This window comes from Wolbachia endosymbiont (group B) of Sphaerophoria taeniata, assembly GCF_947179355.1.
GTDB lineage: Bacteria > Pseudomonadota > Alphaproteobacteria > Rickettsiales > Anaplasmataceae > Wolbachia.
In genome coordinates, this window is record NZ_CAMXAW010000003.1 from 664,856 (window position 1) to 684,020 (window position 19,165).

Genomic DNA, 19,165 nt, shown 5'->3' on the forward strand with positions numbered 1-19,165 from the left:
AGGTAATGTGGTAAACCTTTTAGAGCTTTGCAAAAATTTACAGCAAAAAATAGAAAAGTTAGAAGCAAAAATAGAAAAGCTGGAAAGGGAGAATGAAAGTTTAAAAGCAGAGAACAAGGCTTTAAAGATAGAGAACGCTGAATTAAAGGAAAGGCTTGGTTTAAACTCGAAAAATTCATCTCTACCAAGCTCTAGAGAGTTGTACAAAATAAAAAAGGACAAGCCAAAGAGCGACAGAAACGTTGGTGGTCAGGTTGGTCATAAAGGAAGTTTTCGCGCCAAAATGGATGCAGATGAGGTGATAAAAGTAAAGTTGTCATCTACTTGTGAATGCGGAGGAGGGATTGCAATATGCAATGGACCGTACATTCATCAAAAAGTTGATCTTCCGGAAATTAGGCCTTATGTAGTGGAATATCAGATGGAGCATGGTCGTTGCCGGAGATGCGGAAAAAGAAGAAGCAGTAAGTTACCAGAAGGTGTTACGTCAGATACATTTGGTCCAAGGGTTAAGTCAATAATTGCAGCGTTCAGCGGATTCTACAAAAATTCAAAACGCGAAATAGCGAGTGTCGTAAATGATATCTTCAATTTGAACATAAGCGTCGTTAGCATATCAAATAGTGAACATAGAGTTGCTTCAAAATGCAAAAAAATGTATGAGCAGATCGAACAAGAGATAAGTAGGAGTAAAGTTCTACATATTGATGAAACGAGCCATTATAACAAAGGTAAACTCGCTTGGTGTTGGATGTTTGCAAGCAATACGGCAAGTTTTGTGAAGTTGACAGAGTCAAGAGGAATGAAAGTTTTAAAAAATAACGCATGCTGCAATCATAATAGCTTAGTGGTAACCGACAGGTACGCAGTATACAATTACTTTGCTGATGAAAAAAGGCAAATCTGCTGGGCACACTTAGCAAGGGATTTTGAAAGATTAGCGCATAGTTGGAATATTGAAGTCAAAGTTCTTGGCTGTTACTTAAGAAATGTAGCTACTGAATTATTTGCACTAAAAAAGGCTTTGCTAAAAAATGAGATAGATGTTTTTAGATTTGCCAGACGTGCCAGAAAGTTGCGAAAACGTACAAGGTATTACTTGAAGGAAATATCCTACTTACCTGAAGCAATTGGAGCCTCTCGAGTTGCGAAAAATATTTTGAAATCTGAAAGAATGATGTGGAATTTTTTAGATGACCCAAAAAACATTCCGCTGACAAACAACCATGCTGAACAGCAGATACGGCATTATGTCGTTTACCGCAAAAATTCGTATTTTACACAATCAAAGCGGGGAAATGCATTCCTTGAACGGATAATTTCGTTATACTTAACATGGAAACAAAGGGGTCTCAATCCTTTCCAAAACCTCTTATCTATTGTTTCTTAAACCACTCTCCTGAACGGATACAAATAAACTGTGTCAAACCGCATTTTTAGTTCAACTCAATTTTCAATCTGCCAGGAAAGAAAACATCAAGTTGAGAGATAGTTAAAGCCCAATCATGTACAGGCATCGTCCACTTTTCCTCTGCCTTCTTTATAGCACAATATACCTGCTTATACAAGGCATTTATGCTGGTAAATGAGCCTTTGGTCTTAGTGAATTTCCTAATTTGCCTATGTAGCCCCTCTATGGGATTGGTGGTGTAGATTATCCTCCTAACTGGACCAGAATACTTAAAATAACCAGACAAGTTTTCCCAATTATTCTGCCAAAACCATAGGATACTTTGTGCCCCATTTTTCATCCAATTCCAACAGATAATTCTCGGCAATTTCCTTGCTTGAAGCTTGATATACCTTCTTTAAATCGCTCAAAAAACTCTTCGCATCTTTACTGGCCACATACTTCAGTGAGTTGCGTATCTGATGCACTATACACATCTGCACTTCCGCATTAGGAAAGACACTGTTTATAGCTGCAGGAAAGCTTTTCAGCCCATCAACGCAGGCAATAAGGATATCTTCTACTCCTCTTTCTTTGAGGTCATTTAGCACTCCCAACCAGAACTTCACTTTCAGCCAAATAAAAACCTAATACTTCTTTTTTGCCATTTTGATCTATGCCTAATATATTATACATGCATTTACTTACGCAATGCCCGTCCTCTTTGACTTTAAAAAACCATGAAAACTATCGGATATACAGACTGCAGCGGGCGACTACGCCATTCGTTGATTACTGGTAGCAATTTGTCAGTAATACTTGATATCTCTGCCGCCGATATTTTGTGATCATAAATTTCCTCAACATGTGACACTATATCTCTATAGCCCATACCACTGGCAAATGTGCTCAAAATCTTCGTTTCAAGCTCTGGATGTAAGTTTGTTTGCCTTTTTTTGACTATTTGTGGTTCGAAACTTCCTTCCCTATCTCTTGGCGTCAAAAGCTCAAATGACCCTGCGCTTGTACGTAAAGTCTTTGCATTCCTCCCATTTCTTCGATTATTCTCTTCGCTTTCAGCCGACAAGTGGTTTTCTATTTCACCTTCCAGGCTTACCTCCAGCAACTTTTTTATAAACGGTGTTAATGCTCCATCTCTTCCTGTCAACGGTCTTCCTTCTCGTATAGACGACAGGATATTTGTTTCTAATTCTTTATAATCTTACCAAACCGGTAGTTCTGTTTACTACTTTCTGACTCATTGTCAAACCTCCATTTTTTTATATCAATTTATTACTTTTTTTTCGGTTTGACACAGTTTATTTAACACTCCCAAATTGAGAGGTTTACGTACAGTTCTGCGAGAGACTGGTGGGGAAGCTCCGCCGGTCTACTCTCCCACATTAAACCAAATTGGCTCTCTTACTTGCTCTCTTGCTACAACTGCATCATATATCTTATCAAGCTTTTTATCTATTTTCTCGAAACTTTTTTCACTTTCTTTCCTTCCTTCTACAATAGAATCTGCTATCTTGTGACGTTGCCTACTGGCTTCCTGATATTGACTCATTAATTCATCAAAGACTCCCTTAATCTCATTTTGATTACTTTCTATGTAACCTGATAACTCATTAAAATTCTTACCTATATAATCCTCTAATTCATTGAAGTTTTTTTCAGCTTCCTGTTCCATTTCTCCTTTGAATTTGCTTAGTAACCTCTCTTCGACTAACTTCGGATCTTGCTTATTAAGCTCATCCAATAATTCATCTTTCCATTTTCCCTCATCTAACTTTAAAATATACCTATACTCCTCCCTAGAAGGATTTTCTTCAATGTATTCTCTAGCGAATTTTTTTATTTTACTTTCCAATTCCCATTTAAAAAGAAGACGATAGCCATATTTGCTAGTATCACTCTTTCCATCTATTCTCCTATAGTATTTATCAGCACTACCATCACTCTTTATTGTTACTAATCCCGCTTTATCAAATAGTTCTGCAGTATTCCATGAATTCGAGTTTTTACTTTCTAAAGTATGTCCTAGCTTAATATGAGGAACACCAGTGTAGGTTTGTTTATATCTTTTTGATTCTCCCAAAATAATACCCTCAGTAATTGAGGAAGCACAAAGCTCTTTTTCGGTATTTTTTCTATAGTAATCAACCACTCTACTCACAGCATCTTCTGCTAATTTTGTCATTGCTCTCTGCCAACTTCCTTCTGCTGTTACTTGTATAAATTGGCTCTCAAAACTTTGAAAAATCTCAATACCAGATTTTACTAACTCTTCCCTGACTTTGATTGGATCCTTTTTAAATATATACAATTGATCTATCAGCTTTTTAAGCTCTGCTCTATTATAACTACTACCAATGCTGGATATTGTTGCTCGAAGAATGTTAATTCCAATAAGAGGAATTACTTTTGATTCCGCTTCTCCTTGTTCTGTTCCACCTTTTCCTATATATATTATCATATTAACAAAATCAGCCCATTTACCTTGCTTTCCTCTTTGATTTTCTAGTCTCTCATAGTACTCTGATAAAGAGCGTTCATAAATAAAAACAAAATCTTCAACAAACTTTCTGAGCTTTTCATGCACTTCCTTCTCCTGTGCAGAAAGTCTTTCTACTTGATCAGAAGATTTTTTTAAATGTTCTTCTAGAGTCCTAATAATCTCTCCCTTATTTTGTTGCTTAGCAATATCTAGTGGAGTTTTACCTTGATTATTTTTAATATTTGGGTCTATACCAGACACATTCAAAAGAAGTTCAACAATGTCTTGATGATTTTTGCTTACAGCAACATGTAGTGGTGTATTACCACCATCATTGAGATCAATATCATTAATATTTTGTACTTGAGTAAGTAACCCTTCAATTTCACTAATCTTATTTAGCTGAGGATTATCCGTTCTATGCTCACGTATCGCCAGAAACAATTTAGCAATGTTAGTATCATCAGGATTATATTGACGTCTTATTCTATTTTTAAATTGAAAAGATTTACTGTTTTGTTGCTTATTCAGCTGCTCTTTCAACCGATCAATGATTTCTGAATTAATCTCTTTTTTTAGATTACTTACTCGATGTTGTGTCCTCAGCATACACACCCCCTATATTACCTAAAGCTTTTATATAGTAATTAGATACATCAGAAAAACAAAGGATTTTTGAATATTATGGTATTTTGTTGAAGTTTTTGAGCTTCCTTGTAGAAGGGCTTTGTTCTAATTTCGTTTTTGCTGTAAATCATCTCAATTTTTCTTTATTCTCCCAAATTTGGGAGAATAACCCTGGACCATCCTTTCAAGAATATAATCTTAAGGTGAAAAATTTGAAAGAATGTGGAATATTATAGAAAAAGCAGTCACTCTGTATATATATCACATAGTGTGGATAACAAAATATCGATATCCATTATGAGTTGGAGATATTGGTCAGAAAACTAAAGAAGTTGTACAAGAAGTATGTGGAAGTAGAAATTATCAGAGGTAGAGTTACGTCAACATGTATACGTTTCTGTACCCCATACTTCAGTATTAGTAAGTTAGTGCAGTTAATAAAAGGAAAAAGTTCCAGCAAAACTTTCCAGAGCTGAGAAAAAGATACTGAGTTATGGTTAGTAGGCTACTTTGTAATGATAAAAAATCATATTGAAAATCACTCTAAAAAAGAAGATAAATTTGGTAAGTTGAAAGTTAGCATTCTACGCTCTCTTTCAATCTTTGGATTTTAATCCATAGTGGTTGAATTGAGATGTCATTAAGTACAAATTAAATTCTTTTATTTACTCACTTTACTCATTTTGTATAATATTCGAGAGAGCGAGTTCGAAAAGTACGCTTACCCCCACCAATATAGGTTTCAACATACCATAAAGCCAGCCTATTTATTCTATCGGGGTTTTATACTAATTCTCTAGTGATATTTGTTATTATGACTCCAATACATGCTAATTTAATTATAAATTAATCATTAAATGCTAGAATAGCTATAATTAAATTTATTAGATAATACTTATGAGTGGAAAAAAACATGTCTTTAAGATGGTACCTGGACAAAGGGTATTTAACGAGGCTAGAATGAGGATATTTCAAGGTTCCGTAGATGGTGAAGAGTTAACTTGGAATAGTTTTGATAAAATTGGATTTATTCCACTGGATGATGAAGATGGTAGAGTACTAGATTTACCTATAAAATTTTGCAACGCTTCAAGAGATGGTTCCTTTACAATTGTTGCATGCATAAAGGAGAATGGAAAAGATTTGAAACAAACATCTTACCGTTGTGATAAAGAAGAAGGTCTAATCACAAATTGTAAATTTCCAGTTGCGCCATTTAGAAACGCTAAACTCGGTTATGAGAATAACTTACATTCTTTTGTGTATCTTAATGAAAAATTAATGAAGATATCAATTGACTACGAAGTATCACAACCTTCTAAGTATATGACACTTAATACTTACGTTCTTAAGGCACAACCAGCCGAATATCAATATGTAACATGGGAAGAGTCAGGTGATACCTACAAATATTATTTCTCAGATGATCAAGGGAATATTATTGATTCACCTGACAATCAGGCACTCCAATATATTGAACGGCATGTCAAGGAAGAAGTAATACAGTTATCTAAGTGGGAAAAGTCGCCTCTCCCCACTCGACTTCAGAACCGTACGTGAGACTTTCGCCTCATACGGCTCCTCTATAATTTGGTGCTTGTCATGCACACTTTCTATGTAATTCATCGTGACAATGTCCATGTAACAAGGATAAATTCTTTTTCATATTATTACGTCTGTTTCGGTCAATATGATGTGTTTCTAAGATATCATCATTTTTAAACCAAAGTTGACAATGACCACATTTACCTTGTTGTAACTTCAACAATTTTATTACTCTTGGTAGTTTATCTGGTATCTTCCTTAAACGATTACCCCAATAAACCCAATCGCCATCATATGGAGACTTGGTTCCTTTCACTTTGACATGCCTTTTAATAGCATGATCTCCGTGCTTAATAAGAAGAACTTTGTTATTTGTCATAAATCGCCAATTATCGTTTTTATACTTTTTAAAGTATTTATTTTTAATCCAGTATTTTCCTTTGGTTGGGTGCCTGTAGACTGCCCACTTCCAGATGTTTCTAAACATTACACTGTCAATAAACCTAAAGGTCTTGTTTGACACAACCGAAGAATAATATTTGCTCCACCCTCTAGTAATTGGGTTAAGCTGTCTTATTACTGTTTCTTGTGTTGATCCTCTTAATCCTCTAATCTTATGTTTTATAGTGAGTGTATGCTGTTTTCTGGATTCACGACTTGGTTTGACTAATAATTTATAACCCCTCTTATTATTTTTCGTAGAGTAATGCCTTATTGAGAAACCAAGAAAATTAAATCCTGGCTTTTCTCCATTTTGAGTATGAGAAATCTTTGTTTTTGAAGGTTTCAATTCTAGTCCAATGGTTTTGAGCCATTCTTCAACTATCATTTTTGCCTTCAGAATGATTTCCTTACTCTCATGTATGATGATAAAGTCATCTGCGTAGAAAATTACACTTAATGAGCTTTTTGCTTCTCTACTGCTTGCAACACCACATTTCATCTTCCTATATTGAAGAAGTTCACTCCATAACGTTTCTTTGATATATTGTTCTAATCCATTTAATGCAACACAAGCAAGTAACGGTGAGATCGTCCCTCCTTGAATTGTACCACGTTTTGTGGATTCAAATTTTCTGTTTTCCATTACTCCAGCTCTTAACCATCCTTTTATAATTCTTCTAAAGGTTGGTGTAGTGTTAAGTTTTTCCAACAGAGCATTTTGATTAATATTATCAAAACATCCAGAAATATCAGCATCTAAACAGTACGCTGTTTTCCAATTCAGTGAATTAAATATGGCTTCAATAGCATCATGACATGACCTACCAGGTCTAAAACCATACATGTTCGGTTCAAATCCTACCTCCCACTCTGGCTCTAGTGCCATTTTCATAAGTGTTTCTTTTGCCCTATCTGAGATAGTAAGTATACCAAGAGGGCGATATTCTATTGGTTTTCCAGGTTTTGGAATCCAAACACGTTTTGATGGTTTCGCTTTTTCTCTAACATTTAAAGAATATGCTAATTGCAATCTTTCTTTATGATTAAGATTTGCTTTTCCATCAATACCTGCAGTTTTCTTCCCTCTGTTATCTTGAGTTACTTTTCTGACAGCAAGTAGTTTTGCACTTATTGAATTGAGTAATAATCTTTGAAGTTTATGTACCTTCTTCTTATCATTACATATTGCAGCTTGGTAAATTCGCTTTTGTAGCTTAAATACAAATTTCTCAACTTTACGCCAAGGAATTGTATTCCATTCATACCTAACAAATTGTTGGTCTATAACATATTTACTACTATTCACCACTTTACCTTCCAAATTATAGTGTCCACGTCTGCATATCCCAAATATTACTTTGGGCATTAGCTTCTTGGACAATCCCTCCAATGTAAGTGCTTATGGCTGGCTGCCTACTTACATTCAAATGAATATAAGAGCACCTATATGGTTATCCCGTTTCACGATTTTGTTTCGTGTTAGACTTAGGTTCTTACTTTTTACCGGAAGCTGAGAACATCTATAATCAAAGACATCTAACTTTAATTCCTCGTATGCTTCATACCATTTTGGTCTATGCGTAAAACAACCTTAATTTCGCATATTCAATATAACGACAATTCAATCATAAGTTTCTCTCGTAACCATATCTAACTCTGTTTGCAGGAGTTTGCTATAAGGTTTAGCATTACCTGCTTTTATCTCATGCTTGCATCCTAAAGGTTGCCATTCTTTAAAATGTGAGACATACATTATCCCTGATGTCTAGGGAAGATGGAATCTAACCATCACAAAATCGCAACTTCGGGTCGCACAGATATAATATCATCTAAAATACCAGAGGATATAATACTATCAAAAGCGTTTGCTAAAATTTTTGTTGAGAGACTAACAGAAAATCAGTTAGAGACTCTTGCCAATACTCTTAATAATGAGCAACTACAGGTCTTAGCAGAGAACTTAACAGATGGACAATTTCGAGCTTTAGTGGATCATCTAACCAATCACCAATTACAAACCCTCGCTCAGGAACTAAATCCAGAAAAGTTACAAATAATTGTTCCTATTTTAAATGATGCTCAGCTTGAAGCTCTAGTTAGAGACTTAAATCCAGATCAAGTAAAACAAATTTTCCCTCACCTTAAAATGGATCAGTTCGAGATAGCGGTCAAGACAATGAAGGATGACCAGTTTGTAGAACTAATAAAAAATGCAAATGAGAAAATGATAAACACTATTTTGGACGACGCGTTGAAAAATAAACTTCCAGCCCTAGTAAAAACTTTAGAAGAAGATACATTACATAATTTAATTAATAAGCTAGACCACGAGAAACTTGCAATAGTAGCTCGAGATTTAACTGATCCTAATAAGATTCAGATGGTTATTAAGTCTTTAGTTGACAAACCAGAAAAACTTCAAGCTTTTGCTCATAATATGTCTCGTGAGCAGTTTAAAGAACTTTTGGATAACTTAGGTGCAGAAGAGCTTAAAGACATCATTCACAAACTGCCTCATGAGAAAGTCATATCTGTGATTGGCGATCTTAGCAGTAAAGATCAATCTAAAGCTATTATTGATGCATTTCAGGAGAAGTTTGATGAACAAAATGAAAAACAAAATGAAAAACAAAAGGAAATCCTTGAGCTGATTAAGAAACTTGGAGATTCTACTGATAAACCTGAATGGGAGGGCCCTCTTCAAAACGCCAATGCTGAACTAATGGTAATGGAAGAGTACTTTCAGACTGGATACGAAGTATTGTTGAGCTAAATATTTATGGGTTTGAAAAGAGCTTTTTATATTTCTATAGTTGATTTTGTTTGAAATTTTAAATTTTAATGAGGTAGTTTATATGGCCAATGAACCAAAAATTATAAGTAAAGTTACCCTTGCAAAACCGATAAATTATGAAACGAGAAAATTGACAAAAGCGACAGTTGGTTATACTCATAATATTATTGATAAACTGATTGAAAGTATGAATGACGGACTTGTTGTGCAAGTAAATACTAACTTGCATGGAGAACAAGAAAAAGTCAAAAAACTGATTGAAGACGTTGGTAATGTAGATAGTGGTTTAGTACAGAGCCTGAATAACTTACAGACAAGAGTAAAAGAATTAGAAGACAATACCACTAATGAACCAGATTGGGGTTAAACTGGAAAGAGTAATAGTCTCTAGGCTATTACTTTCTCCACATACCATTTCAATGTAGCTGAGTTAATTTTAAAATTTTATGGAGCTAACATGAGTAACAACAGTAAACAAGAAAGCGAAAATAACTTTGAAGCAATAAACCAAATGAGCGCTTTAAACTTAAAAAAAATAGACAATATAGAAGTTGAAGTTAAGCCCACAAACTTTGAGGACATTGCAGATAAAATTGCAACAATTCATTACGTCTATCAAGTTATGGATAAGTTAGTCTGCGATTTAAATAAGAAGTTTGTTGTTGACTTAAATGACTCACTTGGGAACAACATATTACAACTTCGAGAAGAGTCTCTTGATATGAGTAAAGCATTGGCTAATGGTTTATCTCATTTGAATAAGTTAATTCAGCAGGATGGATTTATTGATAATAATAAAGAATATAGAACATGGGCAGAAGAACTTGATCACCTAAGGGGCGAAGTTGAAGGATTAAAAGCAGCAATAATTGACCATAATAACGTAAAATGGGAAGCACCAGCTCACTCTGATATATTGTGGTAGTTAGGAAAGTAACAGCTTGCTAGCAGGCTGTTGCTTTCTTTCACATACCATTTCAATACAACTGAATTAGGAAATCTATTTTAGGGTATCCGTTCAGGAGAGTGGTTTAAGAAACAATAGATAAGAGGTTTTGGAAAGGATTGAGACCCCTTTGTTTCCATGTTAAGTATAACGAAATTATCCGTTCAAGGAATGCATTTCCCCGCTTTGATTGTGTAAAATACGAATTTTTGCGGTAAACGACATAATGCCGTATCTGCTGTTCAGCATGGTTGTTTGTCAGCGGAATGTTTTTTGGGTCATCTAAAAAATTCCACATCATTCTTTCAGATTTCAAAATATTTTTCGCAACTCGAGAGGCTCCAATTGCTTCAGGTAAGTAGGATATTTCCTTCAAGTAATACCTTGTACGTTTTCGCAACTTTCTGGCACGTCTGGCAAATCTAAAAACATCTATCTCATTTTTTAGCAAAGCCTTTTTTAGTGCAAATAATTCAGTAGCTACATTTCTTAAGTAACAGCCAAGAACTTTGACTTCAATATTCCAACTATGCGCTAATCTTTCAAAATCCCTTGCTAAGTGTGCCCAGCAGATTTGCCTTTTTTCATCAGCAAAGTAATTGTATACTGCGTACCTGTCGGTTACCACTAAGCTATTATGATTGCAGCATGCGTTATTTTTTAAAACTTTCATTCCTCTTGACTCTGTCAACTTCACAAAACTTGCCGTATTGCTTGCAAACATCCAACACCAAGCGAGTTTACCTTTGTTATAATGGCTCGTTTCATCAATATGTAGAACTTTACTCCTACTTATCTCTTGTTCGATCTGCTCATACATTTTTTTGCATTTTGAAGCAACTCTATGTTCACTATTTGATATGCTAACGACGCTTATGTTCAAATTGAAGATATCATTTACGACACTCGCTATTTCGCGTTTTGAATTTTTGTAGAATCCGCTGAACGCTGCAATTATTGACTTAACCCTTGGACCAAATGTATCTGACGTAACACCTTCTGGTAACTTACTGCTTCTTCTTTTTCCGCATCTCCGGCAACGACCATGCTCCATCTGATATTCCACTACATAAGGCCTAATTTCCGGAAGATCAACTTTTTGATGAATGTACGGTCCATTGCATATTGCAATCCCTCCTCCGCATTCACAAGTAGATGACAACTTTACTTTTATCACCTCATCTGCATCCATTTTGGCGCGAAAACTTCCTTTATGACCAACCTGACCACCAACGTTTCTGTCGCTCTTTGGCTTGTCCTTTTTTATTTTGTACAACTCTCTAGAGCTTGGTAGAGATGAATTTTTCGAGTTTAAACCAAGCCTTTCCTTTAATTCAGCGTTCTCTATCTTTAAAGCCTTGTTCTCTGCTTTTAAACTTTCATTCTCCCTTTCCAGCTTTTCTATTTTTGCTTCTAACTTTTCTATTTTTTGCTGTAAATTTTTGCAAAGCTCTAAAAGGTTTACCACATTACCTCACTTTTGCTCTATGATTATCTTTTTAGATCACCTTGTCTACCTTATTCTGCCACTCCGCTGAACGGATACATTTTAGGACTTTCGGCTTATAGTTCTCATCATGTTTTGCAAACACCGTATCTGCAAGAAAAGTACTATTATCAAACATTTTACCTTGCACAACAACACCACTTTTTTCTGAAAACATTGGTGGAAGTATTCCCTGATATTTCACCACAACGCTTTTGTTAAAATCTGTCATCTGAAAAACTACTTCACTTTCGCTCCGTATCACGCTATTTTCAACAACCATTCCACCAACACGGATTGGCTTTTGATTATTTGGTAAAACTATTGCCTCACTTACTGTATAGAAAAATGAGATATTTTCTTTGAGCGTTGTTAAAATAAAAAAAACTGCACAACTTAAAAAGCAGAAAATTCCTGAAGTTATAAGTAATCGCTTATGTTTCTTCTTCATTATTATCTTTCAGGCTTTCTAGAATTTTTTTACTTTTAGTATAGCAAGAAACGGTAAAAATCAAATTTCCACCAATCAGTATGAAACTAATAAGGTAAGCAAAAATTACATATGTATTCATAATGCACTGCCAATAAATAACTCACCTGCATCAAAATAAATTAAGCTTCCATCCTTTTGCTGCAACAACAATTTACCACTTTTATCTATATCAGCAAAAATTCCTTCATACAATTTGTCAGCTAACTTTACACTGATTTGCTCATTCATTTTGAATGCTTTTTTTAACCACATTTCTCTTATAGCATAAAACCCATCAAATAGCCATTGCTTTCTTAGCTTATTAAAATTTATTATTAATTCCTTTAACAGATCCATGTTAGACACAGATTCACCGTAATTGCTAATGCACGTTGTGCCTGGAAGTGGCGCATGATTGACATTAATTCCAATTCCTATAATGAGCCAATTTGAATTGGATTTTTTTTCAAGCAATATTCCGCTTATTTTCTTGCCATCGATTAGAATGTCATTTGGCCATTTATGTTGAAGATTGAGATCGTTTATGAATTGATCTCTTGTCATCCCAGTGCTTTGACACTGGGATCCAGAAGAAAAAGTATGGATTCCAGTGTCACGCACTGGAATGACACCGCAGTGGGTTTGATTATTCAAGAAATTTAACGATAATAAAGTATTTCCAACAGCAAGAGCAGTCACAAAAGTCAATTCTGTTAATTTGCTGACATCCTTTTCTTGGTTAATTATCAAACTCGCATAGAGATTACCCTCTGGAGAAATCCAGCTTTTTCCAGTGCGTCCCCTACCTTCTGTTTGTTTATCAGCAATAATGACAGTTTCATTAGATATCCCTTTCTCAATTAAACCCAATGCTTCTTTATTAGTACTTGGAACTTCTTTGTAATGATGAATATGAAAGCCCTCAAATGTTTCAGGGATCATTTTCTTAATTCTATCAAAAACTCTCTTATCAAGAAAAACTGTTGCTACGGCTAGCAGAACTTGGTGGTACAGGTGATTGTATACTGCTATATGGAGCCCCATTTTCATTTACGTCATAGGGCATTGCTTCAGGACCGCTGTTAACATTTGTTTCAGTAAGTGGAAATTCCCGTTCGTAATTAGGAGCTTCCCCTGCATTCTCAGAAAGTCTAGTATAATTTACTTCATAATCAACGCTATCAAAAATTTTTTTATTTACATCATATAAAAGCTCCTTCTTTGGTTGAAAAGACTGCACTGATGGATTGTCACTTCCTAAACTTGCTTGTAGCCTATCTGGTTCTTGTATTGATGAAAGCATAGAAGAACAATAACTGTTAGAGCAATTATTCATAAGAGATAGCTGTCTTCGATACTCGAGTATATTATGAACATTATTTAGTTCAGAAAAACACCTAACTCCTCCTGACCGTTCTTCTAATTCTTGGGTGATACTAACACTAGGAAGGCTATTGTTACCAATTATTGAATCCTCAAAGTCACTGCCCCAGGAAACATAACTATTTTCTGTACTAGCCTGATTAGGTTGTTGCCTTTTGTACTCATCTAATGCAGCTCTCAGCTTAAATGCCAATTTTGCATTAGACAACGTTAAAGGTTGCTCTGACAGACTTGGTAAAAATAACACATATTCTCGTTCTTTGCAATTTTTGATAGAATTACTACTACCTTCCAAACTAACAATTGACGGCAATTCAGGAAACGATTTGAGTTGATCCATGCTATTTAGAGGCGAGGTGGGTTCTGGATATGGTGGCAACGATTCCTCTGTTTGGTTAGCTTGCTGATCAGCACCATTAACCATAACGTCAGGTTGCGGTGTTTCTGTTTCTTTCACTGGATCATCAACTGGTGGTTGTTGTGGAATAGGAATAACCGACTTTTCAGGCTCTTGCGAAAGCAACGGTGGCGTAAGAATAGGCACAGCTTGCTCTTTTTCTTGTACTAGACTTTCTCCTTCTTCTTCATTTTTACTTCTTGGTTCGCTACTAACCTTATTAGATTTACCCTTACTGCGTATGGCGGAAATAGTAAATGCTGCTAATGTAATTACTGAAACTAATGCAGCAACTACAGAAATGGCAAAAATTGCCAGAGGAGCTGTAGAGATTACAATACCAAATTTAATTGCTAAAGCAACATAAGGAAAATATAAAACAGCTACAGTGCTCGATCCTCCTAGCAAGAGAGCGGCAATTGAAAATTTCAAAACAGTTTTTCTTTTACTCATTTTTCACCACAAAATATTAATTAATCACTAATTATAAACACTAAATTGTTAATTTGTCAATGAATTAATCAATGAGTAAAGATCTTCTGCGTACAAGAAAAGAACGAGGTTGATCAGTGAAGCCACTGAAGTGATAATGAATAGACCCTTAGAATAAGCAACCTTATTACCACTAGCTTTATCAAAATACATAACTTTCATGATATTTAAATAATAGTAGCATGATATCACACTTGCTATTACAAGAATCAAAGACAGGCTGATAAAGCCAGAATTTATTAAACTTTTGAATATAAAAAATTTAGCGATAAAACCTGCAAGTGGAGGTATTCCCGACATCGAGAGTAATAGTATAGAAAGATGGAATGCTAAAATTGGTTGCTTTTTTCCTATACCAGATAAATTTGCAATATCACAATCATCATCGTCAATTTGTACGAGATATGAGAATAGCCCTATGCTTGTGATGATATATATCACCAGATACATTAAGGCACTATCTATTCCTGCTTGTGTAAAAATAGAAAGTGAAGCAAATATAAAACCAATGTGACCAATTGAACTGTAAGCAAGCAGCCTTTTTAAGTTTTGCTGACGCAAGGCCCCAAAAGCTGAGATAAGCACAGACAATGCTGAAACGTATAAGAAAATAGGCTGAACATAACTTTTTACATTTACTAACTCTTCATTCATCAATCGAATTAAAAATGTTACAAGTGCAGCTTTTGGGGCCGTAGAAAAAAACGCAGTTACTATGGTAGGTGCACCTTGATAGACATCTGGAGCCCACATATGAAAAGGAGCAATAGCAAGCTTGAAACACAAACCAATAAGGATAAAAACTAACCCAAAAACTATTCCATAAGTTATCTGATGGTTTTGCAAGAATGAACCGAGCTCAGAGAAATTGACTTGTCCTGTATATCCATAAAGCAGCGACATTCCATATAGCATAATGCAGGAAGATAGTGCACTAAGTGTAAAATATTTCACTCCTGCTTCACATGAATAAGCTGAATCTTTATTAAAGCTCGCAAGAACATACAAAGATATACTCATCAACTCAAAAGCTAAATAAAAAGAAATCAGACTATTTGCTGAAACCAAAGTTATCATGCCAAATAGCGCAAAAAGAATCAGTATTGAAAATTCATATTTATAGTCATATTTTGATAAATTCAGCATCAAAAGTATTAAAATTCCTGTGCTGAGAATTAACCCTTGGGCTGACCTGATGTATAAATTGAGTTTTAACAACGAATTAAAGAGAAAAATTTCATTGTTTTCTGCCGAAATAATTAAAATAATCAAAGTTACCACTGTGCAGCCAAGTGCTAATAAGTTGATAGTTCGGCGGTTAAATATAATTCCAAGCAGTAGCAACACTAACGAGGAGATAATAGAGAACGTTTCCGGCAATATCTGTATATAATTCATAGCGCATTATATTTGACTAACAAATTTGCCATACATGGCTTCAAATAATTCAGTGCAAGGGTTGGGTAAAATCCAAGCAAAATAACAAACACTGCAAGCAGAATTAAGACAGAAAATTCTATGCTATCCAAACGGTTATTTAATAATTTAGAATAGCTAACCCCCCATATTATTTGCTTACATAAATTCAGCATATAAACTGCGCTTAAAATAGTGCCAAGTGCGATAAATCCTGTAAAAAACCCTATGCTCTTAAACATTCCAACCATAGCCAAAAACTCACCTATGAATCCAGATGTTCCAGGTAGCCCTATTGAAGCCATTGAAAATAAAATGAACATAAAACCAAATTTTGGCATTGTGTTTACTATGCCAAAATATTTTGCAATCTCCAAAGTCCCAGTTCGAGTATATAGCATTCCAACACACAAAAATAAAGCAGCAGAAATAAGGCCATGACTAATCATTTGAAATATGCTACCCAGTACTCCTTCCTCACAAAATGAAAAGAGGCCAGCGGTAACGATCCCCATATGTGCTATTGAAGAATAAGCTATTAACTTCTTTATATCATCTTGAGCAAACGCAACTAGAGAAGCATATATCACCGCAATAATGCTCAGCACAACAACGAAATTTGAAAAATACAAACTTGCCTGAGGAAGCATTGGAATAGAAAATCTTAAAAATCCATATCCCCCCATTTTAATAAGCAAGCCAGCTAAAATCACAGATCCAGAAGTTGGTGATTGCACATGTGCATCAGGAAGCCAAGTGTGAAATGGAAACATCGGTACTTTTATTGCAAAAGAAATAAAAAATGCAATCCACAGCAATGACTGCACTTCAAGATCAAGGCTTGGCACTAATGTAGCTAATTTTTGTATACTAAACGTTCCAAAAACACTATAGATGTATACTAACCCCAGTAGAAATAATAATGAGCCAGTTAATGTATAAAGAAATAACTTAAACGTCGCATATATCCTTTGCTTCCCTCCCCAAATGCCAATAATAAAGAACATTGGTATTAAGACAGCTTCAAAAAACACATAAAAGCTTATAGCATTCAGTGAAACGAAAAAACCGACTACAAAACTCTCAAGCAGTAGAAATAATGCCATATAGGCTTTTAGGGTCGTATAACTCATTTTGCAATTATAGAGCATACAAATAACAAACAAGAAAGTTGTAAGCAGAAGGAAAAGCAACGATATTCCATCCACCCCTATTCCAATATCTCTTACTGGATAGCTGACAAACTGAAAGTCCGCATCGTTATAATCAAATTCTATACAAGCTACAATGCTAAGCAAAAATGGAAGTACAGCAAAAAATAGGGCAAGGAATCTTAAGTGTATAGATTGATGATTAATCCTGATCGAGGATAAAATCAACGCTCCTATCAGTGGAAGCAAGAATATACTAAGTAACAACACCTTCTATTTAATTCCAATAATATATAAAGCACCGATTATTAAAGTAACAAACATAATAAATGCATAATCAAATATATAACCAGTTTGTAACTTTATAGAACTTTTTGAACATTCATTAACCAACCTTACAACACCATTTGGTCCAAATGAATCAATAGCCTTAACATCAAACTTCCATAGAAGCCTAGATATAAACCTTATCGGTGCAATTATAACAAACTCATACACCTCATCAAAGTACCATTTATTCTGCAAAAACTTAAGTAAAAATTTACTCTTAATTTGCCTAATTACTTGATATTGGTAAATTAGGTACGCAAGTGCTATTCCACTTAGGCTTGCTAAGGTTGGCAGTAGTTTTATAAAGAAATTATGAACTCCATGCTCATCAATCATCACTAAACTTGATTTCCAAAACGCATTACTAGTTATGTTCAAAATATTTGCTCCCCATATTCCAGAAAATACTGATCCAAAAGCGAGTATCAGTAATGGTATAAGCATAATCTTTGGTGCCTCATGTATATTAATTTTACTTTGTTTTTGGCTGTGGAACACAAGAAGCAATAACCTCCAAGAGTAAAACGCTGTGAAGAATGCAACAACTAAGCTTATTACAAAAGCAAAGCTATCCGTGCTATAAGCATGTTCAATTATCAAATCCTTTGAGTAAAAACCTGCAAATGGAAATATTCCAGAAAGCGCAAGAGATCCAATCCACATGAGAGTATAAGTGCAAGGGATTTTCTTCCAGCAATTTCCCATTTTCTGAATGTTTTGCTCATGATGCATTGCATGAATCACATTGCCAGCACCAAGAAATAGTAGAGCTTTAAAAAAAGCGTGTGTCATTAAATGAAAAATAGCAACATTGTAAGCAGAAAGCCCACATGCCATGAACATATAACCAAGTTGACTGCAGGTTGAATAAGCAATTATTTTTTTTATATCGTTCTGAGTAATCGCAACCGTAGCTGCAAAGAAAGCAGTAAGTGCCCCAACAATAACTATTAATTCTCGTGCCACATTTGATAGCTCAAATAATGGAGAACATTTTGCTACTAAAAATATACCTGCTGTTACCATCGTTGCTGCGTGAATGAGTGCAGAAACAGGGGTTGGCCCTTCCATTGCATCTGGCAACCAAACATGTAAACCAAGCTGTGCAGATTTACCCATACAGCCAATAAAAAGTAATATGCATATTATATGAGTTACTTTGAATTCACAGCAGAATGCTCTAATGTTCTGTGTGCCAAGAAGATCAGTTGTATCAAAAACTTCAGTAAAATTCAAAGAGTGAAATGTATAATAAATAAGAAAGATTCCAATCAATAGTGCAAAGTCTCCTACCCTATTCACAACAAATGCTTTAATTGCTGCATTATTTGCAGAATATTTTTGGAACCAAAATCCTATGAGTAAATAAGAACACAGGCCAACCCCTTCCCAGCCAAAAAAAAGCTGCACGAAATTATCGCTTACAACCAGCACAATCATGCAAAACGTAAATAGCGATAGGTAAGAAAAAAACCTCGACTTCCCTTTGTCATGCTCCATATAACCGATAGAATAGAGGTGGACTACTAGTGAAACGGTGGTAATGACAATAAGCATTAAGGATGAGAGAGCATCCACACTAATTGCCCAATTTACTTTTAATACACTTAATGAAAATAGAGGAAATAAACTCAAGTGATAATTTTCAGAGAAGGTGAGAAAAACATACCAAGATAAAGCTGCAGATATTCCAATCCCTGCCGTTGTAACTAACTGACTTTTTCTAAAAAGTGCTGCAAATAGCGAACCAAAGAGTGGCAAAAATACTATTAATTTCAGTATATCCATCATA

Annotated in this window: 16 protein-coding genes and 2 pseudogenes; 6 read left to right on the forward strand and 12 right to left on the reverse strand. The window is 34.9% G+C overall.

Translation table 11 applies throughout. The annotated features are described in order from the left end of the window. The first annotated feature begins 7 nt into the window (after positions 1-7). Positions 8-1,390, forward strand: coding sequence for an IS66 family transposase (gene tnpC / locus ONG75_RS07170; protein ID WP_264375454.1), 1,383 nt, complete (start codon positions 8-10; stop codon positions 1,388-1,390). Positions 1,391-1,436: 46 nt separating this feature from the next. Here the strand turns inward: tnpC (ONG75_RS07170) and ONG75_RS07175 are convergent. Then, a pseudogene (locus ONG75_RS07175) lies at positions 1,437-2,652 on the reverse strand (IS256 family transposase). A gap of 128 nt (positions 2,653-2,780) precedes the next feature. Then, positions 2,781-4,499 (reverse strand): ankyrin repeat domain-containing protein, encoded by a 1,719-nt coding sequence (locus ONG75_RS07180; protein WP_264376121.1) that lies wholly within the window; start codon positions 4,497-4,499, stop codon positions 2,781-2,783. A 240-nt stretch (positions 4,500-4,739) separates the two neighbouring features. On the opposite strand from ONG75_RS07180, the pseudogene tnpA reads away from it, so the two are divergent. After that, positions 4,740-5,131: pseudogene (tnpA, locus tag ONG75_RS07185) on the forward strand (IS200/IS605 family transposase). Positions 5,132-5,414: 283 nt separating this feature from the next. Then, positions 5,415-6,077: a hypothetical protein gene (locus ONG75_RS07190; RefSeq protein WP_264376122.1), complete on the forward strand. Its 663-nt coding sequence runs from the start codon at positions 5,415-5,417 to the stop codon at positions 6,075-6,077. Positions 6,078-6,117: 40 nt separating this feature from the next. Here ONG75_RS07190 and ONG75_RS07195 read toward each other — a convergent pair whose 3' ends face one another. Together ONG75_RS07195 and ONG75_RS07200 are read right to left on the reverse strand one after the other, a co-directional pair. Further along, positions 6,118-7,872: a reverse transcriptase domain-containing protein gene (locus ONG75_RS07195; RefSeq protein WP_214303292.1), complete on the reverse strand. Its 1,755-nt coding sequence runs from the start codon at positions 7,870-7,872 to the stop codon at positions 6,118-6,120. Between the two features lie 255 nt (positions 7,873-8,127). Further along, on the reverse strand, positions 8,128-8,259 hold the full coding sequence (locus ONG75_RS07200) for a hypothetical protein (protein WP_255521118.1): 132 nt from the start codon (positions 8,257-8,259) through the stop codon (positions 8,128-8,130). A gap of 21 nt (positions 8,260-8,280) precedes the next feature. Between ONG75_RS07200 and ONG75_RS07205 the strand changes: the two genes are divergently transcribed. From ONG75_RS07205 to ONG75_RS07215, 3 genes are all read left to right on the forward strand, one after another. Continuing rightward, positions 8,281-9,279: a magnesium transporter gene (locus ONG75_RS07205; protein WP_264376123.1), complete on the forward strand. Its 999-nt coding sequence runs from the start codon at positions 8,281-8,283 to the stop codon at positions 9,277-9,279. A gap of 82 nt (positions 9,280-9,361) precedes the next feature. Further along, entirely contained in the window at positions 9,362-9,667 is a 306-nt protein-coding gene (locus ONG75_RS07210) for a hypothetical protein (protein WP_264376124.1), read from the forward strand. A gap of 90 nt (positions 9,668-9,757) precedes the next feature. Beyond that, positions 9,758-10,225, forward strand: coding sequence for a hypothetical protein (locus ONG75_RS07215; protein WP_264376125.1), 468 nt, complete (start codon positions 9,758-9,760; stop codon positions 10,223-10,225). Between the two features lie 106 nt (positions 10,226-10,331). On the opposite strand, the gene tnpC (ONG75_RS07220) is transcribed toward ONG75_RS07215, so the two are convergent. The 8 genes from tnpC (ONG75_RS07220) to nuoL are packed head-to-tail and all read right to left on the reverse strand — an operon-like array spanning position 10,332 to position 19,164. Beyond that, positions 10,332-11,714 (reverse strand): IS66 family transposase, encoded by a 1,383-nt coding sequence (gene tnpC / locus ONG75_RS07220; protein WP_264375454.1) that lies wholly within the window; start codon positions 11,712-11,714, stop codon positions 10,332-10,334. Between the two features lie 31 nt (positions 11,715-11,745). Continuing rightward, positions 11,746-12,183 (reverse strand): cytochrome c maturation protein CcmE, encoded by a 438-nt coding sequence (gene ccmE / locus ONG75_RS07225; RefSeq protein ID WP_264376126.1) that lies wholly within the window; start codon positions 12,181-12,183, stop codon positions 11,746-11,748. Beyond that, positions 12,167-12,304, reverse strand: coding sequence for a CcmD-like small membrane protein (locus ONG75_RS07920; protein WP_007302385.1), 138 nt, complete (start codon positions 12,302-12,304; stop codon positions 12,167-12,169). Before ONG75_RS07920 ends, ccmE begins: the two co-directional genes overlap by 17 nt. Continuing rightward, on the reverse strand, positions 12,301-13,146 hold the full coding sequence (locus ONG75_RS07230) for a biotin--[acetyl-CoA-carboxylase] ligase (protein WP_264376127.1): 846 nt from the start codon (positions 13,144-13,146) through the stop codon (positions 12,301-12,303). Before ONG75_RS07230 ends, ONG75_RS07920 begins: the two co-directional genes overlap by 4 nt. Positions 13,147-13,174: 28 nt before the next feature. After that, a complete protein-coding gene (locus tag ONG75_RS07235) occupies positions 13,175-14,437 on the reverse strand; it encodes a hypothetical protein (RefSeq protein ID WP_264376128.1) in 1,263 nt (420 codons plus the stop codon). A 48-nt stretch (positions 14,438-14,485) separates the two neighbouring features. Further along, on the reverse strand, positions 14,486-15,874 hold the full coding sequence (locus ONG75_RS07240) for an NADH-quinone oxidoreductase subunit N (RefSeq protein WP_264376129.1): 1,389 nt from the start codon (positions 15,872-15,874) through the stop codon (positions 14,486-14,488). After that, positions 15,871-17,313: a complex I subunit 4 family protein gene (locus ONG75_RS07245; protein ID WP_264376130.1), complete on the reverse strand. Its 1,443-nt coding sequence runs from the start codon at positions 17,311-17,313 to the stop codon at positions 15,871-15,873. Before ONG75_RS07245 ends, ONG75_RS07240 begins: the two co-directional genes overlap by 4 nt. 3 nt (positions 17,314-17,316) lie before the next feature. Next, on the reverse strand, positions 17,317-19,164 hold the full coding sequence (nuoL, locus tag ONG75_RS07250) for an NADH-quinone oxidoreductase subunit L (RefSeq protein ID WP_264376131.1): 1,848 nt from the start codon (positions 19,162-19,164) through the stop codon (positions 17,317-17,319). Position 19,165: the final 1 nt, after the last annotated feature.

Coding starts and splice junctions, on each gene's coding strand:
- ONG75_RS07180 (WP_264376121.1), bottom strand. CDS start 4,499: ATGCTGAGGACACAACATCGAGTAAGTAATCTAAAAAAAGAGATTAAT.
- ONG75_RS07190 (WP_264376122.1), top strand. CDS start 5,415: ATGAGTGGAAAAAAACATGTCTTTAAGATGGTACCTGGACAAAGGGTA.
- ONG75_RS07195 (WP_214303292.1), bottom strand. CDS start 7,872: ATGCCCAAAGTAATATTTGGGATATGCAGACGTGGACACTATAATTTG.
- ONG75_RS07200 (WP_255521118.1), bottom strand. CDS start 8,259: ATGTATGTCTCACATTTTAAAGAATGGCAACCTTTAGGATGCAAGCAT.
- ONG75_RS07205 (WP_264376123.1), top strand. CDS start 8,281: ATGGAATCTAACCATCACAAAATCGCAACTTCGGGTCGCACAGATATA.
- ONG75_RS07210 (WP_264376124.1), top strand. CDS start 9,362: ATGGCCAATGAACCAAAAATTATAAGTAAAGTTACCCTTGCAAAACCG.
- ONG75_RS07215 (WP_264376125.1), top strand. CDS start 9,758: ATGAGTAACAACAGTAAACAAGAAAGCGAAAATAACTTTGAAGCAATA.
- ccmE (WP_264376126.1), bottom strand. CDS start 12,183: ATGAAGAAGAAACATAAGCGATTACTTATAACTTCAGGAATTTTCTGC.
- ONG75_RS07920 (WP_007302385.1), bottom strand. CDS start 12,304: ATGAATACATATGTAATTTTTGCTTACCTTATTAGTTTCATACTGATT.
- ONG75_RS07230 (WP_264376127.1), bottom strand. CDS start 13,146: ATGATCCCTGAAACATTTGAGGGCTTTCATATTCATCATTACAAAGAA.
- ONG75_RS07235 (WP_264376128.1), bottom strand. CDS start 14,437: ATGAGTAAAAGAAAAACTGTTTTGAAATTTTCAATTGCCGCTCTCTTG.
- ONG75_RS07240 (WP_264376129.1), bottom strand. CDS start 15,874: ATGAATTATATACAGATATTGCCGGAAACGTTCTCTATTATCTCCTCG.
- nuoL (WP_264376131.1), bottom strand. CDS start 19,164: ATGATGGATATACTGAAATTAATAGTATTTTTGCCACTCTTTGGTTCG.